Consider the following 25,478-nt stretch of genomic DNA (forward strand, 5'->3'; position numbering starts at 1 on the left):
ATGTTTCCCCGGAGCTTAACCTCTCCGCCCGCTTTGGCAACGGATCGCCCCGCCCCGGTGCACGGCCCCGCTCGGGCTGCCCGAAATTCAGGCGGCGCGCGGGCCGTCGCCGCGCATCAGCCCCGGCATATCGGAATAGGGGTTGGGCACCAGCATGCCGTCGGTCGCTTCGATAAACGCATAGGCCGGATCGAGATAGCCCGCGTTGATCAGCGCCTCTTCAAGCGTGCGCACCACGAAATCGGTGCGATATTCCGGCAAAACGCCCATGCCCCAGATCCGCGCCGGGCGATCTTCGCGCTCCGGATCTACGACAAGCATCGCCGTGCCGACAAGGCGCGGCCCATCGACCACAACCATCTCGGAATAGAGTTCGCGATCCTCGGGCCAGTCCTCGCCGGTTTCCTCCGGGCAGACCGGATAATCGAAGAACAATTCCTGCATGGCCTCGCGCCGGGCCACGGGATCGCCGCCCGACACCCAACTGTTCGGGCCGATTGCGTGCAGAATTTCGAGCATCAAACCTCCAGACCCATCAGGGCCGCGGCAAATTCCTCGGGATCGAAGGGCGCAAGATCGTCGATCTGTTCGCCCACCCCGATCGCATGGATCGGCAGACCGAATTTATCGGCCAGGCTCACCAGAACGCCGCCCCGCGCGGTCCCGTCGAGTTTCGTCATCACGAGGCCGGAGACATCCGCGAGTTTCTGGAAGGTCTCGACCTGCGAAAGTGCGTTCTGCCCTGTCGTGGCGTCGAGCACAAGCAGAGTGTTGTGCGGCGCGGTTTCGTCCTTCTTGCGGATCACCCGGACGATTTTCGCCAGCTCCTCCATAAGATCCTGCCGGTTCTGCAACCGCCCCGCCGTGTCGATCATCAAAAGATCCGCGCCGCTTTCCTGCGCCTTCGTCATCGCATCGAAGGCAAGGCTCGCCGGATCGGATCCCTCGGGCGCGGTCAAAACCGGCACACCGGCGCGCTCGCCCCAGACCTGCAATTGTTCGACGGCGGCGGCGCGGAAGGTATCGCCCGCCGCGATCACAACCGACTTGCCCGCCGCCTTGAACTGCGAGGCGAGCTTGCCGATGGTCGTCGTCTTGCCGGAGCCATTGACCCCCACGACAAGCACCACCTGCGGCGTTTTCCGGTAAAGCGGCATCGGTTTCGCCACAGGCTCCATGATCCGCGCCACTTCGCGCGCCATCAGCCGCTTGATCTCCTCGACCGACAGCTTCTTGCCATAACGACCTTCCGCCATGGCGGCGGTCACGCGCATGGAGGTCTCGACCCCCATGTCAGCGGTGATCAACAGCTCTTCGAGCTGTTCCAGCATGTCGTCATCGAGTACCCGGCGGGTGACGGTCTTTTGCTCTTTCCGGCCCAGGAGCCGCCCGAGGAAACCCGGTTTGACCGTCTCAGCCGGGGCTTCGATCACATCCTCGACGGGAATTTCGGTCGGAATTTCAAACGGCACCTCAGTCGGCTGCTCCGCAGGCATTTCGACCGGCGCAGGCCTCACATCCGGCTCCGGCGTGACCGGCAGTTCCTGCGGCACATCGACAGGCTGGTCCTCCGGAAGCGGCTGAGGCACGATTTCCGGATCGGGGTGCGGCTCAGGAACAACCTCCGGCTCAGGCTCAGGAACCGGTGCGGGTTCGGCCTTCGGCGTTCCGGACGTTTCCTCGACAAAGGCCTCCTCGATACCGCTTTCCGCGCCGCCATCCTCGACAATGGCTTCCAACCCCTCGTCGATCTTCGACGAGGATTTCATCAGACGGGATTTGAGTTTCGAAAAAAGCGACATGGGGCCTCCGTTCCTGTCGTCACTTAATGAGTCTCTCCCCAAGAAGAAAGCCCCCAGCGCACGCTCAAAGGACAAAGGCGCCAAGGATCAGCGCCTGTGCCGCAACATAGAGCAGCCAGAGCACATATCCTGCCCATGTGCTCAGCGCCCGCATCTTCCCCAGCCGGAACATCTGAATCGCGAGGATCAGGTCGGAGGCGACGAAAGCCACCGCGCCGAGACTGGCGAAACGCAGTTCTGCGGGCAGGTTCACCGCCGCCACCGCCATGGCGCAGATCAACAGCACATAGATGCGCACCGGGGCCTTGAGCGCGCCGGTGTGTGGCGTGAGCCAGACCTCCGTCGAAAGTGCCAGCGCGACAAAGGGCAACACGGTCCAGAGCGCAAGATTTTCCACATGCCCGACGAACAGCCCGAGGTAACAGAGATGCCCAAGCGCGAAGCCGATCAGCCCGATGAGAAACGCCCGCTCACCGGGCCGCGACAGCGCCCAGTCGCCAAAGGCCGAGAGCGCCAGCCCGGCAATCAGCAAAAGCGGCGCATGTGACAGACCCGCGATCACGGCAAGCAGGGCAACCGGCAGGGTCTTGATCCCGCTGCGCCAGAGCGCGGGCGGCTGCGACGACAGGGGCACGTAACTCAGCGCGAAAATCGTCGCGACACCCCAAAGCCACATCTCCATATCGCCCCTGCCTTTCACTGTTTTCGCTTTTGCAGCGAAAAATTCCCCGTTCTATAGTCACTTTAACCCGACAGGAGCCGCCGGAATGCAGAAAACCACGCATATCGTTCGTTTTTTTGCCGTCACCACGCTCGCGCCCGTCGTGCTTCTGACGCTGGGGGCCCTGTTCGGCGGGGTTTGGGCCGTGGCCGGATTTCTCTACATGACGGCGCTGGCCTATGCGCTGGATCAACTCATCGCGCTGGCCACGCAGCCGGAAAACCCGGAGGCCGAATTTCCCGACGCCAACGCGCTGTCCGCGATACTGGCGCTCGCGCATTTCGCGCTTTTGCCGCTCGCGGTCTGGGCGCTGTCGAATGGGCAATTCGCATTTTGGGAAAGGGTCTTCGTGTTCTTCGGCATGGGGCTGTTCTTCGGACAGGTGTCGAATTCCAATGCCCATGAGATGGTTCACCGCTCCGACCGGACGCTGCGCCGTCTCGGCACATGGGTCTATATCACACTCCTGTTCGGCCATCACGCAACCGCGCATGTGCGGGTCCATCATCGCTATGCCGCCTCGCCCGAGGACCCCAATTCCGCGCCTCTGGGCATGAGCTATTACCGCTTTCTGCCGCGCGCCTGGTTCGGGTCTTTCAAAGCCGGACTGCGCGCCGAAAACGCCATGCGCCAACGCGCCGGATCGACCGATCTGCACCCCTATGCGCTCTATCTCGGGGGCGCTGTCGCCTGTCTGGGGCTGGCCTTCGTCATTGGCGGTTTGACCGGCGTTTTCAAATACATCCTTCTGGCGGGATATGCCTCCGCCCAACTCATGCTGTCGGATTACGTGCAGCATTATGGCCTCCGTCGGCGCGAAATTTCAGAGGGCAGATACGACCCCGTTGGCCCGGAGCATAGCTGGAACAGCCCGCAATGGTTCACCTCGCTTCTGATGCTCAATGCCCCGCGTCATTCCGATCACCATGCGCACCCGATGAAGCCCTATCCGGCACTTAAAATCACCGACGAGATGCCACAACTACCACGATCTCTTCCCGCGATGGCGACGCTGGCGCTGATCCCGCCCTTGTGGCGCAAGGTGATGGACCCGCGTGTGGCGCGGCTCGTTCCAATGCGCGGGAGCCCCCCTGAGGCTTAACCATTTGTTAAGAACGTGAATGGTGCAAAACCCGCCGATATGACATGGTTACCGCATGATGACTCGCCTGCTCTTCGCCCCGCTCCTGTGCCTCTGCGCCGCGCCCCTGATCGCCGATCCGCTGTCCGGTGCGGAATTCGAGGCCTATGCCACCGGCAAGACCCTGACCTTCGCCGAGGACGGTCAGCCCTATGGCGCAGAGCAATACCTGCCGGGCAAACGGGTGCGTTGGGCCTTCGATCAGGACACCTGCAAGGAAGGTATCTGGTACGAGCAGGATCAGAACATCTGTTTCGTCTATGAGGACGGGCTGATGCCGCAATGCTGGCAATTCTTCATCGAGAGCGACAAGCTCAAGGCCGTGTTCCAGGGCGAAAGCGGCACCGAGCTTTACGAGGCCTGGACCTCCGACGGCCCGCTGGCCTGCATGGGACCGCATATCGGGGTCTGATCCCGCCCTTCTCAGAACAGGCTGCCCTGCTCCGGTTTGTCCTTCGGCGCTCCCTTCGGGGCGCGCGGTTTGGCGGGTTTGGGCGGGGTCGCAACACCGCTCCCGATCCGCACACGCCCGTCGGCAAACTGCACCTCATGCATACGGCCCGCGTCTTTCGACGAGGTGACGACCCCCCCCTCCGCATCGCGCACCACCGCGTAGCCGCGTTTCAGGGTTTCCTCATAGGACAGCGCAGAGAGCAGCCCCGCCCGCTGATCGAGAGCCGCGCGCCAACGATGCGTCTGGCCTTGGGCTGCGCGGGCGAAGCGATCCGAAAGCTGCGTCATATCGCGACGCGCCTGAGCCGTATTGCGCGAAATAGTGGCGGGAGAGAGTCGTGCCGCGAGCCGATCGAGATCGCGCCGGTGTTGCCCCGTCCCGCGCGCCAGAGCCGGAGCGAGACGTGTCGAGAGAGACGTCAGCCGATCCCCTTGCGCCCGCATCCGGCTCTGCAACATCGCGGGACGCAGAACCGTCGCCGCTTCCGAAAGCTTGAGCCGCCGGTTGCGCACGCTGTTAATCAGCGCCTGCGTGAGCCGCAAATCCATCTGATCGACCCGCTGCCGTGGCCCATCGAGCAAGCGCTCTTTCGGCGGCAAAGCCCGGCTCAGATCGCGCAGCCGTTGACGCCGAAGCTCGACACCACTGTTCAAAGCCCGCTCCATCCGGGCACGCAGTTCCTGCACCGTCACCCACAATTCGCGTCGCACCGGCACGGCCAGTTCGGCGGCGGCGGTGGGCGTGGGCGCGCGACGATCCGAGGCAAAGTCGATCAGCGTCGTATCGGTTTCGTGGCCCACCGCAGAGATCAGCGGTATCTCGGACGCGGCGGCGGCGCGCACCACGATTTCCTCGTTGAAGCCCCAAAGGTCCTCGACCGATCCGCCGCCGCGCGCGACGATGATAAGATCGGGGCGCGGGATGTCGCCGTCAACCGGCAGAGCATTGAACCCCCTGATCCCGTTCGCAACCTCTTCCGCGCATTTCTGCCCCTGAACCGCCACCGGCCAGATCAAAACATGGCGCGGAAACCGGTCGCTCAGCCGGTGCAAAATATCGCGGATCACCGCCCCCGAGGGCGAAGTCACCACCCCGATCACCTCCGGCAGCCACGGCAGGGGTTTCTTGCGCGCCGCATCAAAAAGCCCCTCGGCAGCCAGCGCCTTTTTGCGCTTTTCCAGCATCGCCATCAGCGCGCCCGCCCCCGCAGGCTCCACATTGTCGACGATGATCTGATAGCGCGACCCGCCGGGGAAGGTCGTCATCCGCCCCGTCGCGATCACCTCCATCCCCTCTTCGGGCTGAACCTCCATCCGCGCGACCTGACCTTTCCAGCTCACCGCATTGATCACCGATTTCTCGTCCTTGAGATCGAAATACAAATGCCCCGAGCGCGGTCGTGACACGCGCCCCACCTCGGCGCGCACCCGCACATAGCCGAACTCGCCCTCGATCATCGCCTTCACCGCGCCCGAAAGCTCGGAAACGGTAAACTCCGGGGCGTTGGAAGTGCCTTTCGGGCTGTCATCCTCGAAAAGATCGGACATCTTCTGTCTCCGGCGGCTGCTCGTGCTTGTGTCAAACTCGCGCTGACCTTAGAACGCGCGCAACCAAAGGTGAAGCGGAGAGGCGCGATGAACATTCTGATCCTTGGCAGCGGCGGGCGTGAACATGCCTTGGCCTGGGCGGTGATGCAGAACCCGAAATGCGACAAGCTGATCGTGGCGCCGGGCAATGCGGGCATCGCGAAAATCGCCGAATGCGCGTCTTTTGACATTAACGATGGTCCGGCTGTGGTGGCCTTCGTCGAGGAAAACGCGATTGATTTCGTGATCATCGGCCCGGAAGCGCCCCTGGCCGCAGGCGTCGCCGACGATCTGCGCGCGGCGGGCATCCTGACCTTTGGCCCGTCCAAAGCGGCGGCCCAGCTTGAGGCCTCGAAAGGCTTCACCAAAGAGATTTGCGACGCTTCGGGCGCGCCGACCGCTGGCTATGCGCGCTTTGACGATGCCGAGGCCGCCAAGGCCTATATCCGCGACCAAGGCGCGCCGATCGTGGTTAAGGCCGACGGTCTTGCCGCCGGTAAAGGCGTGATCGTCGCAATGGACGAGTCGACCGCCTTGGAGGCCATCGACGACATGTTCGGCGGTGCCTTCGGTGGCGCAGGTGCGGAGGTCGTGATCGAGGAATTCATGGAGGGCGAAGAGGCCTCCTGGTTCATCCTGTGTGACGGCGAAAACGTCTTGCCCATCGGCACGGCGCAGGATCACAAGCGCGTGGGCGACGGTGATACCGGCCTCAACACCGGCGGCATGGGCGCCTATTCCCCCGCGCCGGTGATGACCGACAGCGTCATTCAGAAAGCCATGGACGAGATCGTCAAACCGACCGTCGCCGAGATGGCGAAGCGCGGCATGCCCTATCAGGGCGTGCTCTACGCCGGCTTCATGATCAAGGACGGCCAGCCGCGCCTTGTGGAATACAACTGCCGTTTTGGCGATCCAGAATGTCAGGTGCTGATGATGCGTCTGGGCGCGCAGGCGCTCGACCTGATGCTCGCGACCGCCGAAGGCACGCTGGATCAGGCCAGGGTGAACTGGGCCGACGATCACGCGATGACCGTTGTGATGGCCGCGAACGGTTATCCGGGCAGCTATGAAAAAGGCTCTATGATCAAGGGGCTGGATGCCCTGCCCGAGGATTCGAAAAACATGGTCTTCCATGCGGGAACATCGCTGAAAGACGGCCAGATCGTCGCCTCCGGCGGGCGTGTCCTCAATGTCACCGCGCGCGGCGACAGCTTGCAGGAAGCCCGGGATCGCGCCTATGCGATGATCGAGAGCATCGACTGGCCCGAAGGGTTCAACCGCTCGGACATCGGCTGGCGGGCGCTGAAGTGATCCGGTTAAATAATCTGGCCGCGGTTAAACCGATGTTAACCTTACCCGTGGCATAACCATGCTGCGAACTGCACCAAAGGCTCGAATGGCCCTCCGGTTTGGAACTTCGGTGTAAAAGCCCGAGCAAGGCTGTCGCGACAGATATTGGGGCGCGCTCGAACGGCGCGCCTTTTCTGTTGTGCCGTTTCGCAGCCATAACGCTCACGCCCACACACACTCATTATCCGTGGGGGCCGGCCCCCACTCCCCCGGGATATTTGAGGACAAAAGAAATCCCATTAAGCCCAAATTAACCTTGGTGCTTTTATCTGGAACCACGGTACAGGCGGGGACGCCGATGACCGTGACGGAAGAAGCCCTCTGTTCCAGATCATGGGACAAAGGGGTACGCCGAGGCCTCAGAAAAGCGTTGGCACGGATGAGGGCGCGTGCTTCTTTTGTCCCCCAATATCCCGGGGTTAGCTTGGCGCGGGGACCCCGTGCCAAGTGAGGGGCAGCCCTCTTCTCAACCGCAACGCTTAAGTGCTTCTTACCCGGCCCTCGCATGTGCGCGCGGGCGTTCAATCCGGCAAAGCCGGACTGGCTCTCACCCCATTCTCTCCGAGGCATAGCTGCCCGGAGACGCCGGAAACACCACCGTCTTGTTGCCGTTGATAAACGCCCGGTGATGGATATGCGCATGGATCGCACGCGACAGCACCTGCGCCTCCACATCACGGCCCAGAGACACGTAATCCTCGGGCGATTGCGCATGGGTCACGCGGATCGTGTCCTGTTCGATGATCGGCCCCTCATCGAGATCGGCGGTCACGTAATGCGCCGTTGCTCCGATCAGTTTCACGCCCCGCTCGAACGCCTGTTTATACGGGTTCGCGCCTTTGAAGCTTGGGAGGAAAGAGTGGTGGATATTGATGATCCGACCGGACATTCTCTGACAAAGCCGATCAGAGAGGATCTGCATGTAGCGCGCCAGAACGACAAGCTCCGCACCGCTCTCCTCGACGATCTCCAAAAGGCGCGCTTCGGCCTGCGGCTTGTTCTCCTTGGTCACGCGCACCTGATAAAACGGGATGTCATGGTTCACCACAAGCTTTTGATACTCCATGTGATTGGAGACCACGGCGACGATGTCGATGGGCAGCGCGCCGATCCGCCAGCGGTAGAGAAGATCGTTGAGACAATGCCCGAAACGGGACACCATGATCACGACCTTCATCTTTTTCGCCTCGTCATGCACCGCCCATGTCATCTCGAAAGTCTCTGCAACGGGGGTGAATTCCGCGACAAGATCCGCGCGCGTCAGCCCCTTTTCGGAGACGAAACTGACACGCATGAAGAACCGATCCGTATCGGGATCGTCGAACTGTGCGGAATCGGTGATGTTGCATCCCAGTTCGGCGAGCTTGCCGGAAATGGCGGCGACGATACCGCGTTTCGAAGGGCAGGTGACGGTCAGGACATGCGAGGTCATAGCGGGCCTTTTCTTGGTTCCGACGCGAAGTCTTGCCGTGTCGCAGGCCGCAGCGCCAGAGGCAAAACGACAGGTTTCCAGCCAGGGCGCGGGTCGATCAGCGGCGGAAGTTTCCGAAAGGCGTCAGTTGCACGCCATATGGGACGCAAAGCTCGCAGCCCCCGCGTAGCGGGCCACAGGCGTTGCCATCAAGCCGCCGTTTTCCCAGCGGGTTGCCATGATCTGCGTCCAATCCGCATCGGCGGTCAGGATCACCGGCGCCTGCCCCGAACAGGCGCGCACACCGCCCTCAATCCGGTCAGAACCGAGATGATGGTTGGTCAGCCCGCCCAGCCGGGCTGTGGGCACGAGCATCCCCTCCCCCGTCAGATCGACCGGCAAAAGCACCAGCTCTTTGAACAAATGCGGACGGTCGACATAGGCCACCTCATCCACCCCGTCGCCATCGAAATCAGCAATCCCGGCGATGGCGAGCCAGCGATGCGGCTGACCGATCGGCGCGCTGGCCTTGGCGGGGACGAGGCGGTCTTGGCCGTCGAGCGTCCAAACCTGAACCCAGGCGCCCGTCGCAAAGCCGCTGACCACGGACACGACCTCGGGCCGCCCGTCACCATCGAAATCATGGAGGCGCGGCGCGGTATCTTCGAACACGCTTTTTTTGAAAAAGGCTTCGCGCGTGGTGCCGTCATCCAGCGTGACCACCATGCGGGCATATTCACCGTTCTTCACCGCACCGTGGCCATAGGCCGTAGTCGGCTCCGCGTAATGCGCCCCGGTAATCCGGGCGGCACAAAGCGGACTGGCAACAAACGGACTGGCCGCCAGCATAAGCAAGGCGACCAGTCTCAGCATCAGATCTGCTTTTCAGGCAGGTTCACCACGAGACCGTCGATCTCCGGCGTGACCTTGATCTGGCAGGTCAGGCGCGAGCGCACCGGATCGGGTTCGAAGGCGAAATCGAGCATGTCTTCTTCCATATCGTCCTTCGCCGGGAGTTTCTCGACCCAGTCGGGCGCCACATAGACATGACAGGTGGAACAGGCGCAGGCACCGCCGCAATCGGCGTCAATGCCCGGAATGCCATTGTCGCGCGCACCTTCCATGACGGTGCGCCCCACGGGCACGTCCACGACATGTTCGGTGCCGCCGAATTCGACATAGGTGATCTTGACCATTGGCTCATCCTCTTTTCGCAGCTTTGGCGTCGCCACAGGCTTATCGTGCGGCTTGCCCGGAGAAAAGGGGCATTCCGTCGCGACCAGCGGTCCGGATGGCACGCAACGGAGAAAATCCCGCATCGGCGCATTTTCAGGCACAGGATCGCAGTCTCTCTGCGGACAGGGCTCCGGATGCAACCGCATTCCCCCTTTGGAATTCGGCAAACCCGCGTTAACATTGCCGAAAGCCCACGAGAGGCGTCACAAGAGCAGAGCCATGTCCCGAAAGAGCCCCCCGTTGCGCCTGACGCTTGTCCTGATGAGCGCCCTTTTGTCGGCCTGTCAGATGAGTGCACCCGACACCGAGATTCTGCGCGCCGCCGATACGCCGGGCGCACCGCCGGGGGCCGATCCGGAGGCCTGTTACGCCCGTCATGTGACGCCAGCGATCATCGAAACGGTCACCGAACATGTCATGGTGCAGCCGCCGCAGATCGACAGCTCGGGCGCAGTCGCCTACCCGGCAGTTTACCGCACCGAAACCCGTCAGGAAATCGTGCGGGAACGCAAGGAGCTGTGGTTCGAGACCCTCTGCCGGGAGGACTGGACGCCCGAATTCATTGCCTCGGTCCAGCGCGCGTTGCAGGTGCGCGGGTATTTCCAGGGGGCTGTGAACGGCAAGATGGACCATGCCACCCGTCGCGCGATCCGCGCCTATCAGCTCGAGCAAGGGGTGAACAGCGAGGTGCTTTCCATCGCCGCCGCGCGTCAGTTGGGCCTCAAGGAAGTGCCCCGCGAGGAGTGACACGGCCACGAGACGGCAAAGGAGATCCGACAAAGGAAAAGGCGGCCCGGGGGGCCGCCTTTGTCATTCACAGATGAGAGGCGGGTTTACTCGCCAACCCCCAGCGCCACGAAACGCGGCTCGCCGGCGCGGCGGACCAGAAGCAGCACGGTCTTGCGCCCGGCTTCCTTGGCCTCGTCGACACGCGCTTCGAGATCGCTGAGGCTCGTCACCTTCTGCTGACCGGCCTCGGTGATCACGTCACCGGCACGCAGCCCTTTGGTATAGGCCTCGGAGGTTTCGTCCACTTCGACCACGGCCAGACCGTCAGTGCCCGCCGAGACGCCAAGCTGTTCACGCAGCGTGTCGTCGAGCGGTTGCAGGGTCATGCCCATCATCTGCACGGTTTCCGGCGCTTCTGCGGCGGGATTGTCCTCCGGGAAAGCGGTGTTTTCGGCCTCTTCGCGACGGCCCAATGTGACCATCAGGGTCTGGGTCTTGCCATCGCGGAACACCACGATGCGCACGGCCTTGCCCACTTCGGTCTCACCCACGGTACGCACCAGCTCGCGGGTGTCTTTCACATCCTTGCCATCGAAGGACAGGATGACGTCGCCGCTTTCGATGCCAGCTTCTTTCGACGGGCCTTCCGGCACATCGGTGACCAGCGCCCCTTTGGCGGCGTCGAGCCCCATGGCCTCGGCCACATCGTCGGTCACGTCCTGAATGCGAACGCCCAGCCAGCCGCGACGGGTCTCACCGAACTCCTTGAGCTGATCGACCACTTTGGAGACCACATTCGAGGCCATCGAGAAACCGATGCCGATGGAGCCGCCATTGGGCGAGAGGATCGCGGTGTTCACGCCGATCACCTGACCGTCCATGTTGAACAGCGGCCCGCCGGAGTTGCCGCGGTTGATGGCGGCGTCGGTCTGGATGTAATCGTCATAAGCGCCCGACAGAGCCCGACCGCGTTGCGACACGATGCCTGCGGAGACGGAGAAGCCCTGACCGAGCGGGTTGCCCATGGCCATGACCCAGTCGCCCACACGGGCCACATCACTGTCGCCGAAGGGTACGAATTTCAGCGGCTTGTCGCTGTCGACCTTGAGCACGGCAATGTCGGTTTTCGGATCGGTGCCCACCAGTTTCGCCGGAAGGGTGAAGCCTTCGAAGAACTCGATCTCGATCTCGTCGGCACCTTCGATCACGTGGTTGTTCGTGACGATATAGCCGTCTTCGGAAATGACGAATCCGGAGCCCAGCGCCTGCGACCGGCGCGGGCCACCCTGACCGTTACGATCCATGAAATCACGGAAGAAATCTTCGAACGGTGAGCCTTCCGGCACGATCGGTTGTTGATCGGTGGAGGCCTCGACCACGGTCGTGGTGGTGATATTCACCACGGCGGGGCTGACCTTTTCGGCGAGATCGGCAAAGGTTTCCGGCGCCCCGCGCGCCTCTGCGGCGACGGATTGGAACATCAGTGCAACCGTGGCGATCAGGGCGAGGAAAAGCGCTCGCAGATCGGTGCGGGACATGCCCAGGGGAAGGGAAACGGCGCGAGCCTGTGTCATCGGTATTCGGTCCTCCGTATGGATGCGCGAGGATCTCGGCCCCACGCGACAACTGCCTTTTCGGGGTACAGATAGGGGCCATGCGGCACAACTCAAACCCTGTCGCGCCCAGTCAACAGCATGTGAGCGGGGTGTGACAAGGAGAAAGGCCTCCGGTTTGCGGGGAATTCCGGCAGGAGGGTGACGGAAGACGGGAATGACACGCCCGCCCCTCAAAGGCCGAGCCAGCGCCGCCCCAGCGCCACCAGCAGCACGCCCAGAGCCAAAGCCACCAAGCCGATGGCGCGGCATGTCGCGGGCGGCACTTCCGCAAACGCGCGCACGACGTCCTCCAAACGCGAAGGGGCCAGTGCAAGCACCAGCCCCTCCACACAAAGCACCAATCCCACAGCGAGGATCAGAAATGCCATTTACTTGCCCTGATCGGACTTAAGATAGTCAAAGAACTCGCTGTCCGGCGACATCACCATGGTAGTGTTGGACCCTTGCAGACCCGCACGGTACGCGTCGAGCGAACGATAGAACTCGAAGAAATCCGGATCCGCGCCGTAAGCTTCGGCATAGATGCGGTTTTTCTCCGCATCCGCCTCACCGCGGGTGATCTCGGCCTGCCGGCGCGCATCGGATTCAAGCTCGACCACGGTCCGGTCGGCCTGCGCCCGCACGCGCTGCGCGGCCTCTTCCCCCCGCGCCCGCTCGTCGGCAGCTTCGCGTTCACGTTCCGCACGCATCCGCGCAAAGGTGGCCTCAAGGTTCTGGTCCGGCAGGAAGGTCTGTTTCAGACGCACGTCCACGATGTCGACGCCGAGAGAGGCGGCCTCTGCACGGGCCTGATCGCGGATGCGACGGGCCAGTTCGGCACGGTCGGCGGAGATCACCGTGTTCGAGGTGACCGTATCCGCACCGAGCACTTCGCGAAGCTGCGCGTTGAGGATGCCTTTCAGACGATCTTCGGCAAACCGCACACCGCCGGTGGACACGGCCTGACGGAAACGCACCACGTCGGCAATCCGGTAACGCGCGAAGGCATCGACCAAAAGACGACGGTCATCCGAAGGCGTGACCTCGATTTCCGGGGTCTCGAGCGACAGGATACGGTCGTCGTAATAGACCACTTCCTGAATGAACGGGATTTTGAAGGCGAGACCCGGCTCTTCCTTGACGGATTTGATCTGGCCGAATTGCAGCACCAGCGCCTTTTGGCGTTCATCCACGATGAACAGCGAGGACATCACCAGAACCAGCGCCACAAAAAGGACGGCGAAAAGAATGGGAAGTTTCTTCATCAGTTCGCCCCCTCAGTCGATTTCTTCAACTCGTTCAAGGGCAGGTAGGGCACAACGCCCTGACCGTTGCCGCTTTCGTCGAGGATGATCTTGTCCATCCCGCCATAGACCTCTTCGAGGGCTTCGAGATAGAGACGTTTACGGGTCACATCCGGCGCGTTCTTGTATTCCTCAAGCACGGCGGTAAAGCGGCTGGCCTCACCTTCGGCGGCATTGACCACCTGCGCCCGATAACCTTCGGCCTCTTCGACAATCTGCGCCGCGGTCCCGCGCGCACCGGCGAGAACCCGGTTGGCGTAAGCATCGGCCTGACGTTCGAGACGATCCCGTTCCTGCTCTGCAGCCTGCACGTCGCGGAAGGCATCAATCACCTCACCCGGCGGGTCGGCTTTGTCGAGGTTGACGCGGATCACGGTGATGCCGCTGTCATAGCTGTCGAGCGTCGACTGGATCAGGGTCATCGCATTATCGGCGATCAGACCCCGGTCACGGTTCAGAATCGGCGCCAAGGTCGAGGCCGCGATGATTTCGCGCATCGAAGCCTCGGACACCGCCTGCACCGTTTGGCGCGGATCGCTGAGGTTAAACAGGTATTTCGCCGGATCGTTGATGTTCCAGACCACCTGAAAATCAATATCGACGATATTGGCATCGGTCGTCAGCATCATGCCGGTGCTGCCCTGACCGGCGGAGCCGACATTCTCGGTGCGTTCGCCCGTAACGATGACTTTTTCGTAGCTCACAAGCGGCCAGGGGGCGAAGTTCAGACCCGGCTGACCGATCTTGTAGAACTCACCGAGGAACAGTTCGACCGACTGTTCTTCCGGTTTCACGGTATAGAAGGAGGAAAAGGCCCAAAGACCGATGGCGCCCAGCACGACAAGACCGATCGTGCCCTTGTTGAACCCCGGACCGCCGGCTCCAGAGCCGCCGGAACGGCCCGTGCCGCCACCTTTGCCGCCCATCAGGACCTTCAGGTATTCGTTGCCCTTGTTGAGCATCTCGTCGATCTCGGGAATTTGCGGCTGATCGCCGGGGCGGCGACCGTTGTTGTCCCGCCCGTTGCCCCGGTTGTCACCGCCGCGGTTGTCTCCTCCGCTGGGTCCCGTCGGTCGGTTGCCACCGCCGCCGCCCCAGGGACCGCCATTGTTGCTGGCCATTAAGGTCATTTCCTCTTTATACGTATGGGTCCGACCCGGCAGGCAAAATGCCGTCGGGTCGAGGCTCGGTTTCAACCTGTTCCTTCCGGGGCGGATTTTCAAGGGTGCGAGAGGGTCGCACCCCGCCTTTCTCGCCCGTTCCGGTCAGTTATGAACGCGGGTCGGCGTTTTCATCAGGACAATCTCTTCCGCCATGGTCGGGTGCACCGCCACGGTGGCGTCGAAATCTTCCTTGGTCGCGCCCATTTTCACCGCCACGCCGGCAAGCTGGATCATCTCGCCCGCATGCGGCGCAATGATGTGACAGCCAAGCACCTTGCGCGTCGTCTGACACACGATGAGCTTGAACATCACGCGCTCGTTCTTGTCGATGAAGCTGTTCTGCATCGGGCGGAAAGCGGCGGTATAGACCTCGACCGGGCCTTCTTCGCGCGCCTGCTCTTCGGTCAGACCCACCGCGCCGTATTCCGGCTGAGTGAAGATTGCCGAAGGCACATTGCTGTGATCCGGCGTCATCGGATTGCCCTTGAACACGGTCTCGTGGAAGGCCACCGCCTCGCGGATCGCCACCGGCGTCAGTTGAATGCGGTCGGTCACATCGCCCACGGCAAAGATCGAGGGAATGTTGGTCTGGCTGTACGCATCGACCTTGATCTCGCCATGGCGACCAAGCTCGACACCGGCGTTTTCAAGACCAAGCCCCGCCGTCGCCGGTTTGCGCCCGGTGGCGTAGAGCACCACGTCGAACGTGGCCTCGCGCCCATCGGTGGTCTTGGTCCAGATGCCGTCCTTGCGCTTTTCAAGCCGCTCGATATCGGTTCCGACATGCAGGTTGATCCCCTGCCCCGAGATCAACTCGGCAATATGGCCGCGCGCCTCGTCGTCGAAGCCCCGCAGAATTTGCGCGCCGCGATAGACCTGCGTCACTTCGGAGCCCAGACCGTTGAAAATACATGCGAATTCACAGGCGATATAACCGCCTCCGACGATCAGGATCTTCTTCGGCAACTCGGGAATGTCGAAAATCTCGTTCGAGGTGATCGCATGCTCGATCCCCGGCGTCTGCTCCGGCACGAAGGGCGTACCGCCCACGGCCACGAGGATATGTTTCGCCGTTTTCTCGGTGCCATCGGCCAAAGTGACCGTATGCGCATCCTTGACGGTGGCACGCTGATGCAGAATCTCGACACCCGCCGCATCCGCGTTCCTGGTGTAGATGCCTTCGAGACGGGACAGTTCGGCCTTGAGCTTTGCCTGAAAGCTCTTCCAGTCGAACTTGCCGAGCTTGATGTCCCAGCCGTATTTCCCGGCCTCATCGGCGGCGGCGGCATATTGCGAGGCGAAGACCATCAGCTTTTTCGGGACACAGCCGCGAATGACACAGGTGCCGCCCATGCGGAATTCCTCCGCCATGGCGACCTTCTGCCCGCCAGCCGCCGTCAGACGCGCCGCCCGCACCCCGCCCGAGCCACCACCGATCACGAAGAGATCATAGTCGAAATCCATCTGTCCCGCCTTTTTGGAAGAATTCTAAAGTCGTGGGTAGATGTAGGGGCTTTGGAGCCAAAGGAAAACCCCGCGCAAGCTGCACGGGGTCTTTGCAAAATCACAGGAACGGCAGGTTCAGTCCAGATCGGCGAAAATGTTTTCGCTCTCCTCAAATTCGACCTGATCCTCGCTCTCCTCGCCGGAGATAATATCGCGCACCGTCACCCGTCCGTCGCCATGGCCGATGATCACCTTGTCGCAAATGTCGATGAACAGCCCGTTTTCCACCACGCCAGGGATTTGATTGAGCACAAGTGCGAGCTGCCGCGCGTTGCCGATGCGCTGGAGGTGCAAGTCGATGATGTGATTGCCCTCGTCGCTCACATAGGCCGCATCGCCGCTCATCCGAAGCGTCGATTGCTGGCCCAGCACATCCATCGCCACCAGCGTTTCCTCCACCAGCGCCTTGGTGGTTTGCCAGCCAAACGGGATCACCTCGACCGGAAGCGGGAAATGCCCGAGCGTCTCCACCCGTTTCGACACGTCCGAGATGACGATCATCTGATCCGACGCCGTGGCGACAATCTTTTCCTGCAAAAGCGCGCCGCCGCCGCCCTTGATCAGGTTCAGTTCCGGGTCGAATTCGTCGGCGCCGTCGATCGTCAGATCGAGCCATTTCGCCTCGTCGAGAGACACCACCCGGATACCCTGTTGCCGGGCCAGTTCCGCCGTGCGCGACGAGGTCGGCACACCGATGATGTTGAGCCCTTCCTCGCGCACCATATCGCCCAGAAGCCGCACCATCCAGGCCGCCGTCGATCCGGTGCCAAGCCCGAGCTTCATGCCGTCCTCGACATAATCCAGCGCCTTTCTGGCGGCCACGAATTTGGCGGTATCAATCGGCGACAGCGTATCGGACATGACGATTTCCCCAGGGCGCAACTCAGGCGCAACACGTTCAGGCATGGCAGGTTCAGCGGCATTTATAGGCCGCGTGCGACCATTTGGATAGGCGAAATCCGGGGCTTGCGGCTGGACAGCGCGGCTCTACGACGTAAATGATCGAGTAAGGGGGATGTGTTAGAAAACGTGATGACGGACCGGATGTCGAAATATCTCCACCTCGCCCTCGGATGGCTCTGCGTGCTCCTGGGCGCCATCGGTGCAGTGCTGCCGGTCATGCCGACGACCGGCTTTCTCATCCTTGCCGCGTTCTTTTTCACCAAGGGCTCGCCACGGCTGCGGCAATGGTTGCTCGATCATGCGCATTTCGGCCCGCCGATCCGTGCATGGGAGGAAACCGGTGCGATCCCGCGACGGATCAAATGGGTTTCAATCTCCATGATGATGCTGAGTTTTCTGCCGACAACACTGATGGGCGTGTCCTGGCCCTGGATCGCGCTGCAGGCGGTGCTGATCGCCCTAGGCGCGCTCTATATTCTGACCCGTCCGGACGCCTGAGCCCTTGCGCCGGGCGCGGATCCCACCGACAAGGGCGCATGACACAGCGCCCGACCTCCGCAGAAGACCGCCCCCTGTTCGGCATGATGATGATGCTCGGCTTTTGCGCCGTGGCACCTGTCATCGACGTCTTCGCAAAGCTCGCTTCGGCGCATCATGCGGTCGGTCAGATCACCGCCGGGCGGTTCGTTGTGCAAGGCGCGATTCTGCTGCCCATCGCGCTCTGGCTTGGCCTGCCGCTTGTCATGTCACGACGCGACGCCGCTCTGATCTTCCTGCGCGGGCTGCTCACGCTGGCGGCCACCTTTTCTTTCGTCTGGGCCGTGTCGATCATGCCTTTGGCCGATGCGCTGGCGATCACCTATATCGAGCCCTTCATCCTGCTGCTGTTCGGCTGGGCCCTGTTCGGCGAAGAGGTTGGCCCGCGACGGCTCATCGCTTCGGTCACCGGCTTTGTCGGCGTGCTGATCGTGGTACGCCCGGGGCTTCTGGCCTTTGGCAGCGCAGCGCTCCTGCCGCTGGCGGCCGGGTTCTTCTTCGCCTGCTACATGCTGGTGACGCGTGCGCTGCGTCATTACGACCCGGTCGCGCTTCAGGCCTCGACCGCCATTGCGGCGCTGATCGTCGCATGGCCGCTCCTCGTCATCTTCGACGGGACGGGCGGGCCGCTCGATCCGAGCTGGCCCACGGGGTGGGACTGGCTCTGGCTGGCGGGGGTCGGTGTCGCCGCGACCATCTCTCACCAGGGGCTAACGCTCGCCCTTCGCCATGCGCCTTCGGCCACGGTCGCGCCTCTGGGTTATCTGGAGCTTGTGTTCTCGACGCTGGCAGGGCTTCTCGTCTTTGGCGACTTCCCTGCCCCCGTGGTCTGGCTCGGCATTGCGATCATCGTCGCCTCGGGGCTCTACATCATCCACCGCGAGCGAGTGAACCGGCGCAAACCTGCGATCCCCGCCGACCCCAACGCGGTTTAACCCCAGTCAGGCGCCGCCACGAGCCGGGCGATCAGCTCCTGCCCCAACATATCACGCGGCAGAATCACCATCATGCCCGGCGCATCGAACCACAGATCCACCTGCCTGCCGTCGGCCCTGTTCGACGTGCCGACCCGCCCGTCGGGAGCAAAACCGATCCCCTCGATCGGCCAGCACAACCCGTTGGACCGCCCCGACACGGGCCCCATCGGAAAGAGCGAAACGCGATCTCCGGGCCGGGTCGCCAGACACAACGCGGGCGGGGCCATGAAACAGAGGTCGTCCTCGCCGAGAATGATGCAGCGCCGGTCCGGGAACCGCGCCAATGTCGCATAGACCGACAGCTCATGGTCGATCCGTGCACCGGTGAAACCGACGCCAAGGATCATCGGCGCGCGCACCCGCATCAGTGCCTTTTCGAAATCCGTGCTGTCCTGTTCGGGAATGTGAAACAATCGCTCCGCTGCGATCCGAGCGCGACTCTCCGCTCCCAGACTGTCGAAATCTCCGATCACGCAATCCGGCATATGCCCGAGCGCCAACGCCTTGGACGCCCCGCCATCGGCGGCAACGAGCTTTGGCGCGAAAGACAGCGCCTCGGTGAGACGATCGGCCCGCACGGCTCCGCCGCCCAGCAAAGTGACGTTTTTTCGAGTGTTCAGAATGGGTTCAATGGATTTCATGACCACTTCGTTAACCTCTTTGCCATATTTTGGACAGGAAAAGATCACGACCATTTCCCGGTTTTGTTCCGATTTGCGAACCAATTCATGGTAAACAAGAGACTGCTGAGCAAGTGCAGAAAGTGAGTATTGGCATGGTGAGTGACAGTAAAATTCTGACCGTATCCTACGGAACTTTCTCCTGTACGCTGGAGGGATTTGACGATCCGTTCAACACGATGCGGTCCATCGCGGAATATTTCCGCGACCTCGCCGCAGACGATCGCTATTTCGGCGCGGAACCGCCGACCCCCGATCCACAGATGCTGAGCTCCATTGCCGAAAAGGAAATCCAGCGTCGGGTGGAGGCCCGCATGCAGGAAGGCGGTCTGGTGCTGCGTCAAATGGAGCAGGATCAGCGTGCCCGGCCCATGGCTGCCCCCGTGACGGATACGTCGCAGCCCGCTGCCGCACCGGTCATCGCAGAAGCCCCCGCGCCTGAGACGAAACAACCGAGCGTTCCGGCCCGCGACACCGTTTCCGAACCTGCGCCAGTCGAGACGTCCAAGCCGCAACCGGCGAGCTCCAAGGCAGCTCTGGCCGGAACTCTGGCCGGAAGCTCGATTGCCGACAAGCTCGAACGCATCCGTGCGGCCGTGGCGCAACGCAATCAGGCCGATTTCGCCGAGGATCAGAATGCCGCGATGAATTTTGCCGGGACCGCCCTGCATGAGCGTTTCGAGGAAGAACTCGTCGAAGAGACCGAAGCGGCGCGGGACGACGTCCCCGTGGCAGAGGCGACGCCGGTTTCCGAAATCGTACCGGAGATCGAAGAAAGCGCAGCGGAAGACGAAGTCGTGACACCGGAGGCCGAAGCGGCCACCGAGGACGTGGTCGAGGCAGGGAACGATCTGGCCGAAGTCACGCTCGCAGATGCCCCCCCCTCCGACGCCCCCGAAGAGGCCGACGCCGGGAAACCCTCGCGCATCGCCGCACCGTTTCAGGAAGCCGCCGCAATCATCGCGGAAATGAACGGCGACATTGCCGACAGCGCAGAGAACGAGGCCCTTGAAGAGAGCACGGACGCCATCGCGGACGCGATCACAGGCATCGAAACTGCGAGCGAAACCGGGGAAGAGCCCTACGAAGACACCCCGGCGATCGAAGAGATGGCTACGGACCTGTCCCCGGAAACGGACGAAGACGTCACGCTCGGCAATGTGCTCTCCTCTCTGCAAGTCTCGGAGGAGGCAGCGGAAGAGGCAGGCGAAATCGCCGATGAGATCGCCAACGCGGCGGACAACGATGCCGAACGGCACGAGATGGACCCCAATCTCGCCGCCGACATCGCCGAAGCCACGCGTCCGGTCGAGACCGCCGAGGACGAGGCCGGCCCCGCCATCAACGAACCGCTCCAGCGTGTTCGCGCTCGTGTGGTGAAGATGCGCCGCGCCGATTTCGAGGCGAAAACCGCAGAGGAAGAGCCGGTTGCGAATGAAGAACCGGTTGAAGAGGCCGCTTCCAACGAGGCACCCGAAGCGCTGACCGAAACCCTGCGCCGTGAGCTTGGTTCCTCGTCTCTCGATGCCGAAGACGAAGACGAGCTGATGCGCGAGCTGGCCGAGGTTGCCATCGCCGCCGAGGTCGAGGAAGACGGCGAGATCGAGAAAGACATCGAAGACGAGGCCCCCGCCGCGCTCTTCGCCGAGGGGGACGAGACCGAGGACGACAGCGACACGCGCAATGTCTTCGACACCTCCGATGCCTCGATGTCGCGCCTGATGGATGAGGCCGACCGCGAGATGGCCAAGGGCGAAAACACCCGCCGCCGCAACGCGATCCAGCATCTGAAAGCCGCCGTGACCGCGATCCGCGCCGAGAAAAGCGAAAAAGGCGATGTCGCCGAGGAAGACGAAGCCGAGGTCTACAAGGAAGATCTCGCCCGCGTCGTGCGCCCCCGCCGTCCCGAGGGTGCCGGTCAGACGCGTCGGCAACTGCCGCCGCTGATGCTGGTGTCCGAACAACGCATCGACACGCCGAAAGACCTGCCGAATGGTGCCAACATCACCCCGGTACGCCCGCGCCGCGTGTCCCGCGCGGCTCTGGCGGTGCAGGAAACCGAAGCGCTCGACACGGTCGAAGAGATCAGCACAACCGCGCCCGACACCGGCGTCACCTTCGCCGACTTTGCCGAAGCCCAAGGGGCCGAGAGCCTTACCGATATTCTCGAAGCCGCCGCAGCGTTTTCGAGTTTCGTCCAGGGCCGCGAAACGGTGACCCGGCCGCAGATCATGCATCTGGCGAAAGCGGCGATGCCGGAGGATGTGCCGGTCGAGGAACGTCTGCGCTCCTTCGGGCAGCTTTTGCGTCAGGGCAAGATCCGCAAGCAAAGCCGGGGCCAGTTCACAGTGGCAGACACGACGCGGTTCAAGCCGCAATAAAACCGTTTAAAGACAATGAAAAAGGCCGCCCCGAGAGGCGGCCTTTTTTATACGTTACGGTCGTCGGAGGCATCCGGGTCGGGTTGACCGATGCCCTTGAACACCGCCTTGAGCGGAAAGGCCCAAAGCACGCCGAGCCCGACATAGACCGCCAGTTCCATCCAAAGCCCCGGCCGGTCGATCCAGTTCATGAGGGTCACGGCCATCACGATATAGAGCGGCAGGCCGAGCACCAGCACCAGAAGCGCCAGACGCCTGCGTGCCTTGTAGGACAGCGCCATCAGACCACGCCCCTCAGTCGGCGAACGGGTCGGTGACGAGGATGGTGTCGTCGCGCTCGGGCGAGGTGGACAGAAGCGCCACCGGGCAGTCGATCAGTTCTTCGACGCGCTTGACGTATTTGACGGCGTTGGCAGGAAGATCGTTCCAGCTCCGCGCGCCTTCGGTCGACTCGGACCAGCCGGGCATTTCCTCGTACACGGGCGTGCAGCGGGCCTGATCTTCGGCGGCGAACGGCAGGTAATCCAGCACTTCGCCATCGAGTTCGTAGCCGACGCAGATTTTCAGCGTCTCGAAGCCGTCCAAAACGTCGAGCTTGGTAAAGGCGATGCCGGTCACGCCGGAGGTGGCGCAGGTCTGGCGCACGAGGGCGGCGTCAAACCAGCCACAGCGGCGTTTGCGGCCCGTCACCGTGCCGAACTCATGACCGCGCGTGCCGAGACGGTTGCCGTCCTCGTCGAGAAGCTCGGTCGGGAACGGGCCTTCCCCCACGCGCGTGGTGTAAGCCTTCACGATGCCGAGCACATAGTCGATGGAGGTCGGGCCGATGCCGACGCCGGTGGCCGCCTGACCGGCGATCACGTTCGAGGAGGTCACGAACGGATAGGTGCCGAAGTCGATGTCCAGAAGCGCGCCTTGGGCGCCTTCGAACAGGATGCGCTTGCCGGCTTTGCGTTGCTCGTTCAGCACCTTCCAGACCGGACCGGCATAGGGCAGGATTTCCTTGGCGATCGCTTTGAGATCATTGAGCAAACGCTCACGGTCCACCGGCTCGATGCCAAGCCCCTTGCGCAGCGGATCGTGGTGCTGAAGGGCGCGGTCGACGCGCGCTTCGAGCGTGGCTTCGTCGGCGAGATCGGCGACGCGGATGGAGCGACGGCCCACTTTATCCTCGTAAGCCGGGCCGATGCCACGACCGGTGGTGCCGATCTTGGTGCCTTTGGAAGCGGCCTCTTCGCGGGCGCGGTCCAGCTCGCCGTGGATCGGCAGGATGAGCGGGGTGTTCTCCGCGATCATCAGAGTTTCCGGCGAAATATCAACGCCTTGCTCACGAATTTTGGCGATCTCGTTGACGAGGTGCCACGGGTCGAGCACGACCCCGTTGCCGATCACCGACAGCTTACCGCCGCGCACAACGCCCGAGGGCAGCGCGTTCAGCTTGTAAACCTGGTTGTTGATGACAAGCGTGTGGCCAGCGTTGTGACCGCCCTGAAACCGCGCGATGATGTCCGCGCGCTCCGAGAGCCAGTCCACGATCTTGCCTTTCCCCTCGTCACCCCACTGGGCGCCGACAACGACGACATTAGCCATAATGAGTCCTTTGGATTGGATGAAGCCCGGAGCTGTATAGCGATCCGTGTCGGGCGATGAAACCGAAAACTGCGCTGTTTGGACCGGTCGGCAAAGCGTCGGATTTGCGTCGGACTTTTGTCGGCCCCCGACACGCACCGCACGAGAGCGAAAATCGACGCCGCTTTCCCGGCGGACAGGCGCGCGCATTGCCGCTACACTTTCCCGCATGACACTTTTCGATCTTCCCGACGCCGACACGCTCTATCAAGCGCTCCTCGCCCGCGACCCGTCTTACGAGGGCCGCGCCTGGGTGGGTGTGACCTCGACCGGCGTGTTCTGCCGCTTCACCTGCCCCGCGCGCAAACCGAAGCCCGAGAACTGCCGCTGGTTCGACAGCCTCGGGGCCTGCATCGAGGCGGGGTTCCGGCCCTGCAAACGCTGCCAGCCCCTGAAGGCCGCGACGGATGCGGAGCCGGTGATCGAGGAGTTGCTCACCGCGCTCGGGGAACGCCCGGAGCATCGCTGGTGCGAGGCGGACGTAACCGCGATGGGATACGACCGGGGCACGGTGCGCCGGGCGTTCAAACGGCATTTCGGGATGAGCTTTCTGGAGCTTGCTCGGCTGGAACGGCTCCGGCGGGGGTTTGAAGTAATGAGCGAGGGCGGTACGGTGTTGGAAGCCGGGCTTGAGGCGGGGTTCTCGTCGGCCTCGGCATTCCGGGCGCGGGTGGGCGCACTTTTGGGGATGGCCCCCGGTACGCTGAGTGCCGATCCGCTGTTGAGCATCGACTGGATCGACACGCCACTGGGGCCGATGATCGCGGTGGCGGATGACCGCCGCCTGCATCTTCTGGAATTCATGGACCGCAAGGCGCTGCCGACCGAGCTGCGGAAACTCGCGGAGGCGGCAAAGGGACGGCTTGGGTTCGGGCGGACGGCGATCCATGACCAGACGGCGCGGGAATTGACGGCGTATTTCGACGGCAAGAGGACCGTGTTCACCGTCCCGCTGGCCTATCACGGCAGCGGGTTTTATGGACAGGTCTGGGACGCATTGCGCGAGATTCCGGCGGGCGAAACCCGCAGCTATGGCGCGCTTGCGGACGAGATAGGACGGCCCACGGCGAGCCGGGCCGTGGCGCGGGCCAACGGGGCGAACCAAATCGCGATTCTCATTCCCTGCCATCGGGTGATCGGCACGGACGGATCGCTGACCGGCTATGGCGGCGGATTGTGGCGCAAGCAGCGGCTTTTGGAGATCGAGACGGATTATGCCCGCGCGGCGAGAACAGAGAGCGTATCCCAGCCATAAGCGACCTCGTCGATCCCAGCTTCGGGGCGCGAGTCGATCCGCTCGGCGACCTGTTTCCCGCCCAAAGCCTCGTAGAATGCGCGCGCCGGCATGTTCTCCGTCAACACCCAAAGGGCGGCGGCCTCATGCCCCATGGCTCGAAGCGCCTGAGCGCCCCTGGCCATCAACGCAGAGCCGAGGCCTTGGCGCGGGGAGGCGACGTAAATCGCCGAAAATTCACCGGCGAAATCGTTGACGAGATCGGCGTTGCGCTGATCGCCACAGGAGAGAAAGCCCGCGACAGTATCGTTTTGCACCGCAACAAAAACCGCCCCTCGCCCCGAAGCTTCATAGCTGTCGATGATTTTCACCCAGCCTTTTTCCCGATCCGGCACTGTCATCCGGTCAATGAGTGCATCGGGCAAGAGGTCGCGATAGGCAGAGCGCCAGACGGCGACCTGAACCTCGGCAATCGGCAAAGCGTCCTGACGCGTGGCGGGGCGGATGAAAAATGTCTCGGTCATGGGGGCAGAATGCGCAAGCCTGCCGGAAACACAAGTCCCGGCGGTTTTGTCCGGCCCATCGGGCCAGATCAGGGTTGCGCGAGATCATGAGACCCCTTAAGTAGCCCCATCGTACGACCTCAAAGGCCTGATCCATGGAAAATGTCATTCTCGTCATCCACCTGATCCTCGCGCTCTGCCTCATCGGCATTGTGCTCTTGCAGCGATCCGAGGGTGGCGGTCTTGGCATGGGCGGTGGCGGCGACGTCATGACGGGCCGGGCTGCGGCCACGGCGCTGAGCAAGCTGACCTGGCTGTTCGCCATCGGCTTTATCATCACCTCGGTGACCCTGACGGTTCTGGCGCGCAAGGATGCGGCAGCCACCTCCGTGATGGATGGGGTCACCACCGAAGAAACCGTACCGACCGAAGACACCACGCCCCCGGCCCTGCCGTCGGGTGCCGATCTTCTGCCGCCGGCGTCGACAGATGCGCCGGTTGCGCCGCCGCGCGCCGACTGATCTTTCCAAAGATTAACAAAACCTTGAGAGTTGAGGGGAAATTCCCCTCAACATGTTGCGGTTTGGTTGCGCGGGGTGGCCGAATCTGTTATTTCTTAAATCCCGTGAACCA

General features: G+C 62.7%; 26 protein-coding genes. 9 read left to right on the forward strand and 17 right to left on the reverse strand.

Features of this window, described 5'->3' with window-relative positions:
* Window positions 1-87: 87 nt before the first annotated feature.
* The 3 genes from NH195_RS05435 to NH195_RS05445 form a co-directional block, all read right to left on the reverse strand.
* Window positions 88-519, reverse strand: coding sequence for a GNAT family N-acetyltransferase (locus NH195_RS05435; RefSeq protein ID WP_066704290.1), 432 nt, complete (start codon window positions 517-519; stop codon window positions 88-90).
* Entirely contained in the window at window positions 519-1,802 is a 1,284-nt protein-coding gene (gene ftsY / locus NH195_RS05440) for a signal recognition particle-docking protein FtsY (protein ID WP_066704293.1), read from the reverse strand. Before ftsY ends, NH195_RS05435 begins: the two co-directional genes overlap by 1 nt.
* 64 nt (window positions 1,803-1,866) lie before the next feature.
* Window positions 1,867-2,484: a lysoplasmalogenase gene (locus NH195_RS05445; RefSeq protein ID WP_066704296.1), complete on the reverse strand. Its 618-nt coding sequence runs from the start codon at window positions 2,482-2,484 to the stop codon at window positions 1,867-1,869.
* 85 nt (window positions 2,485-2,569) lie between these two features.
* Between NH195_RS05445 and NH195_RS05450 the strand changes: the two genes are divergently transcribed.
* Together NH195_RS05450 and NH195_RS05455 are read left to right on the forward strand one after the other, a co-directional pair.
* Window positions 2,570-3,625, forward strand: coding sequence for an alkane 1-monooxygenase (locus tag NH195_RS05450; RefSeq protein WP_066704299.1), 1,056 nt, complete (start codon window positions 2,570-2,572; stop codon window positions 3,623-3,625).
* A gap of 55 nt (window positions 3,626-3,680) precedes the next feature.
* Window positions 3,681-4,076, forward strand: a complete 396-nt coding sequence (locus NH195_RS05455; RefSeq protein ID WP_420795659.1) for a hypothetical protein — start codon at window positions 3,681-3,683, stop codon at window positions 4,074-4,076.
* 11 nt (window positions 4,077-4,087) lie between these two features.
* On the opposite strand, the gene xseA is transcribed toward NH195_RS05455, so the two are convergent.
* Window positions 4,088-5,665: an exodeoxyribonuclease VII large subunit gene (xseA, locus tag NH195_RS05460; RefSeq protein WP_066704302.1), complete on the reverse strand. Its 1,578-nt coding sequence runs from the start codon at window positions 5,663-5,665 to the stop codon at window positions 4,088-4,090.
* An 87-nt stretch (window positions 5,666-5,752) separates the two neighbouring features.
* Here xseA and purD point away from each other — a divergent pair, with 87 nt between their 5' ends.
* Window positions 5,753-7,018: a phosphoribosylamine--glycine ligase gene (gene purD / locus NH195_RS05465; RefSeq protein WP_066704305.1), complete on the forward strand. Its 1,266-nt coding sequence runs from the start codon at window positions 5,753-5,755 to the stop codon at window positions 7,016-7,018.
* A 586-nt stretch (window positions 7,019-7,604) separates the two neighbouring features.
* Here purD and purU read toward each other — a convergent pair.
* From purU to NH195_RS05480, 3 genes are all read right to left on the reverse strand, one after another.
* Window positions 7,605-8,489, reverse strand: coding sequence for a formyltetrahydrofolate deformylase (purU, locus tag NH195_RS05470; RefSeq protein ID WP_066704307.1), 885 nt, complete (start codon window positions 8,487-8,489; stop codon window positions 7,605-7,607).
* 123 nt (window positions 8,490-8,612) lie between these two features.
* A complete protein-coding gene (locus NH195_RS05475) occupies window positions 8,613-9,341 on the reverse strand; it encodes an FG-GAP repeat domain-containing protein (protein ID WP_066704308.1) in 729 nt (242 codons plus the stop codon).
* Window positions 9,341-9,664, reverse strand: a complete 324-nt coding sequence (locus NH195_RS05480; protein ID WP_066704311.1) for a 2Fe-2S iron-sulfur cluster-binding protein — start codon at window positions 9,662-9,664, stop codon at window positions 9,341-9,343. The genes NH195_RS05475 and NH195_RS05480 overlap by 1 nt, the downstream gene beginning before the upstream one ends.
* A gap of 259 nt (window positions 9,665-9,923) precedes the next feature.
* Here NH195_RS05480 and NH195_RS05485 point away from each other — a divergent pair, with 259 nt between their 5' ends.
* Window positions 9,924-10,451 carry a peptidoglycan-binding domain-containing protein gene (locus tag NH195_RS05485; protein ID WP_066704313.1) on the forward strand — a complete coding sequence of 176 codons (528 nt, stop codon included), beginning with the start codon at window positions 9,924-9,926 and terminating at the stop codon, window positions 10,449-10,451.
* A gap of 86 nt (window positions 10,452-10,537) precedes the next feature.
* On the opposite strand, the gene NH195_RS05490 is transcribed toward NH195_RS05485, so the two are convergent.
* The 6 genes from NH195_RS05490 to rpiA form a co-directional block, all read right to left on the reverse strand.
* Entirely contained in the window at window positions 10,538-12,007 is a 1,470-nt protein-coding gene (locus NH195_RS05490) for a Do family serine endopeptidase (RefSeq protein WP_066704316.1), read from the reverse strand.
* A gap of 212 nt (window positions 12,008-12,219) precedes the next feature.
* A complete protein-coding gene (locus tag NH195_RS05495; protein ID WP_066704319.1) occupies window positions 12,220-12,417 on the reverse strand; it encodes a DUF2065 family protein in 198 nt (65 codons plus the stop codon).
* A complete protein-coding gene (hflC, locus tag NH195_RS05500) occupies window positions 12,418-13,293 on the reverse strand; it encodes a protease modulator HflC (RefSeq protein ID WP_066704322.1) in 876 nt (291 codons plus the stop codon).
* Window positions 13,293-14,453 carry an FtsH protease activity modulator HflK gene (hflK, locus tag NH195_RS05505; RefSeq protein ID WP_066704325.1) on the reverse strand — a complete coding sequence of 387 codons (1,161 nt, stop codon included), beginning with the start codon at window positions 14,451-14,453 and terminating at the stop codon, window positions 13,293-13,295. The genes hflC and hflK overlap by 1 nt, the downstream gene beginning before the upstream one ends.
* Before the next feature lie 144 nt (window positions 14,454-14,597).
* Window positions 14,598-15,959, reverse strand: a complete 1,362-nt coding sequence (gene gor / locus NH195_RS05510; protein ID WP_066704327.1) for a glutathione-disulfide reductase — start codon at window positions 15,957-15,959, stop codon at window positions 14,598-14,600.
* Between the two features lie 117 nt (window positions 15,960-16,076).
* A complete protein-coding gene (gene rpiA, locus NH195_RS05515; RefSeq protein WP_066704329.1) occupies window positions 16,077-16,862 on the reverse strand; it encodes a ribose-5-phosphate isomerase RpiA in 786 nt (261 codons plus the stop codon).
* A gap of 183 nt (window positions 16,863-17,045) precedes the next feature.
* Here rpiA and NH195_RS05520 point away from each other — a divergent pair, with 183 nt between their 5' ends.
* Window positions 17,046-17,402 carry a YbaN family protein gene (locus tag NH195_RS05520; RefSeq protein WP_238379700.1) on the forward strand — a complete coding sequence of 119 codons (357 nt, stop codon included), beginning with the start codon at window positions 17,046-17,048 and terminating at the stop codon, window positions 17,400-17,402.
* 38 nt (window positions 17,403-17,440) lie between these two features.
* Window positions 17,441-18,376, forward strand: coding sequence for a DMT family transporter (locus tag NH195_RS05525; RefSeq protein WP_066704333.1), 936 nt, complete (start codon window positions 17,441-17,443; stop codon window positions 18,374-18,376).
* Here the strand turns inward: NH195_RS05525 and NH195_RS05530 are convergent.
* Window positions 18,373-19,059: a thiamine diphosphokinase gene (locus NH195_RS05530; RefSeq protein ID WP_066704503.1), complete on the reverse strand. Its 687-nt coding sequence runs from the start codon at window positions 19,057-19,059 to the stop codon at window positions 18,373-18,375. The two genes, NH195_RS05525 and NH195_RS05530, sit on opposite strands and share 4 nt — an antisense overlap.
* Window positions 19,060-19,193: 134 nt before the next feature.
* Between NH195_RS05530 and NH195_RS05535 the strand changes: the two genes are divergently transcribed.
* The gene (locus NH195_RS05535) at window positions 19,194-21,479 is read left to right on the forward strand and encodes a hypothetical protein (RefSeq protein WP_066704337.1); all 2,286 of its coding nucleotides are present in this window, start codon (window positions 19,194-19,196) and stop codon (window positions 21,477-21,479) included.
* Window positions 21,480-21,526: 47 nt separating this feature from the next.
* Here the strand turns inward: NH195_RS05535 and NH195_RS05540 are convergent, their stop codons facing one another.
* On the reverse strand, window positions 21,527-21,760 hold the full coding sequence (locus NH195_RS05540) for a DUF2842 domain-containing protein (protein ID WP_066704342.1): 234 nt from the start codon (window positions 21,758-21,760) through the stop codon (window positions 21,527-21,529).
* Between the two features lie 13 nt (window positions 21,761-21,773).
* The gene (locus tag NH195_RS05545; RefSeq protein ID WP_066704344.1) at window positions 21,774-23,069 is read right to left on the reverse strand and encodes an adenylosuccinate synthase; all 1,296 of its coding nucleotides are present in this window, start codon (window positions 23,067-23,069) and stop codon (window positions 21,774-21,776) included.
* A 208-nt stretch (window positions 23,070-23,277) separates the two neighbouring features.
* On the opposite strand from NH195_RS05545, the gene NH195_RS05550 reads away from it, so the two are divergent.
* Window positions 23,278-24,363 (forward strand): bifunctional transcriptional activator/DNA repair enzyme AdaA, encoded by a 1,086-nt coding sequence (locus tag NH195_RS05550; RefSeq protein ID WP_066704346.1) that lies wholly within the window; start codon window positions 23,278-23,280, stop codon window positions 24,361-24,363.
* On the opposite strand, the gene NH195_RS05555 is transcribed toward NH195_RS05550, so the two are convergent.
* Window positions 24,321-24,866 (reverse strand): GNAT family N-acetyltransferase, encoded by a 546-nt coding sequence (locus tag NH195_RS05555; RefSeq protein ID WP_066704348.1) that lies wholly within the window; start codon window positions 24,864-24,866, stop codon window positions 24,321-24,323. The genes NH195_RS05550 and NH195_RS05555 overlap by 43 nt on opposite strands.
* A 134-nt stretch (window positions 24,867-25,000) precedes the next feature.
* On the opposite strand from NH195_RS05555, the gene secG reads away from it, so the two are divergent.
* Window positions 25,001-25,366, forward strand: coding sequence for a preprotein translocase subunit SecG (gene secG, locus NH195_RS05560; protein ID WP_066704351.1), 366 nt, complete (start codon window positions 25,001-25,003; stop codon window positions 25,364-25,366).
* The last annotated feature ends 112 nt before the right edge of the window (window positions 25,367-25,478 follow it).

The organism is Celeribacter ethanolicus, assembly GCF_001550095.1.
Lineage (GTDB): Bacteria > Pseudomonadota > Alphaproteobacteria > Rhodobacterales > Rhodobacteraceae > Celeribacter > Celeribacter ethanolicus.

What these genes read in the sequence shown, in the direction of transcription:
- NH195_RS05435 (WP_066704290.1), bottom strand. Translation starts at nt 519, where the DNA reads ATGCTCGAAATTCTGCACGCAATCGGCCCGAACAGTTGGGTGTCGGGC.
- ftsY (WP_066704293.1), bottom strand. Translation starts at nt 1,802, where the DNA reads ATGTCGCTTTTTTCGAAACTCAAATCCCGTCTGATGAAATCCTCGTCG.
- NH195_RS05445 (WP_066704296.1), bottom strand. Translation starts at nt 2,484, where the DNA reads ATGGAGATGTGGCTTTGGGGTGTCGCGACGATTTTCGCGCTGAGTTAC.
- NH195_RS05450 (WP_066704299.1), top strand. Translation starts at nt 2,570, where the DNA reads ATGCAGAAAACCACGCATATCGTTCGTTTTTTTGCCGTCACCACGCTC.
- NH195_RS05455 (WP_420795659.1), top strand. Translation starts at nt 3,681, where the DNA reads ATGATGACTCGCCTGCTCTTCGCCCCGCTCCTGTGCCTCTGCGCCGCG.
- xseA (WP_066704302.1), bottom strand. Translation starts at nt 5,665, where the DNA reads ATGTCCGATCTTTTCGAGGATGACAGCCCGAAAGGCACTTCCAACGCC.
- purD (WP_066704305.1), top strand. Translation starts at nt 5,753, where the DNA reads ATGAACATTCTGATCCTTGGCAGCGGCGGGCGTGAACATGCCTTGGCC.
- purU (WP_066704307.1), bottom strand. Translation starts at nt 8,489, where the DNA reads ATGACCTCGCATGTCCTGACCGTCACCTGCCCTTCGAAACGCGGTATC.
- NH195_RS05475 (WP_066704308.1), bottom strand. Translation starts at nt 9,341, where the DNA reads ATGCTGAGACTGGTCGCCTTGCTTATGCTGGCGGCCAGTCCGTTTGTT.
- NH195_RS05480 (WP_066704311.1), bottom strand. Translation starts at nt 9,664, where the DNA reads ATGGTCAAGATCACCTATGTCGAATTCGGCGGCACCGAACATGTCGTG.
- NH195_RS05485 (WP_066704313.1), top strand. Translation starts at nt 9,924, where the DNA reads ATGTCCCGAAAGAGCCCCCCGTTGCGCCTGACGCTTGTCCTGATGAGC.
- NH195_RS05490 (WP_066704316.1), bottom strand. Translation starts at nt 12,007, where the DNA reads ATGACACAGGCTCGCGCCGTTTCCCTTCCCCTGGGCATGTCCCGCACC.
- NH195_RS05495 (WP_066704319.1), bottom strand. Translation starts at nt 12,417, where the DNA reads ATGGCATTTCTGATCCTCGCTGTGGGATTGGTGCTTTGTGTGGAGGGG.
- hflC (WP_066704322.1), bottom strand. Translation starts at nt 13,293, where the DNA reads ATGAAGAAACTTCCCATTCTTTTCGCCGTCCTTTTTGTGGCGCTGGTT.
- hflK (WP_066704325.1), bottom strand. Translation starts at nt 14,453, where the DNA reads ATGGCCAGCAACAATGGCGGTCCCTGGGGCGGCGGCGGTGGCAACCGA.
- gor (WP_066704327.1), bottom strand. Translation starts at nt 15,959, where the DNA reads ATGGATTTCGACTATGATCTCTTCGTGATCGGTGGTGGCTCGGGCGGG.
- rpiA (WP_066704329.1), bottom strand. Translation starts at nt 16,862, where the DNA reads ATGTCCGATACGCTGTCGCCGATTGATACCGCCAAATTCGTGGCCGCC.
- NH195_RS05520 (WP_238379700.1), top strand. Translation starts at nt 17,046, where the DNA reads ATGTCGAAATATCTCCACCTCGCCCTCGGATGGCTCTGCGTGCTCCTG.
- NH195_RS05525 (WP_066704333.1), top strand. Translation starts at nt 17,441, where the DNA reads ATGACACAGCGCCCGACCTCCGCAGAAGACCGCCCCCTGTTCGGCATG.
- NH195_RS05530 (WP_066704503.1), bottom strand. Translation starts at nt 19,059, where the DNA reads ATGAAATCCATTGAACCCATTCTGAACACTCGAAAAAACGTCACTTTG.
- NH195_RS05535 (WP_066704337.1), top strand. Translation starts at nt 19,194, where the DNA reads ATGGTGAGTGACAGTAAAATTCTGACCGTATCCTACGGAACTTTCTCC.
- NH195_RS05540 (WP_066704342.1), bottom strand. Translation starts at nt 21,760, where the DNA reads ATGGCGCTGTCCTACAAGGCACGCAGGCGTCTGGCGCTTCTGGTGCTG.
- NH195_RS05545 (WP_066704344.1), bottom strand. Translation starts at nt 23,069, where the DNA reads ATGGCTAATGTCGTCGTTGTCGGCGCCCAGTGGGGTGACGAGGGGAAA.
- NH195_RS05550 (WP_066704346.1), top strand. Translation starts at nt 23,278, where the DNA reads ATGACACTTTTCGATCTTCCCGACGCCGACACGCTCTATCAAGCGCTC.
- NH195_RS05555 (WP_066704348.1), bottom strand. Translation starts at nt 24,866, where the DNA reads ATGACCGAGACATTTTTCATCCGCCCCGCCACGCGTCAGGACGCTTTG.
- secG (WP_066704351.1), top strand. Translation starts at nt 25,001, where the DNA reads ATGGAAAATGTCATTCTCGTCATCCACCTGATCCTCGCGCTCTGCCTC.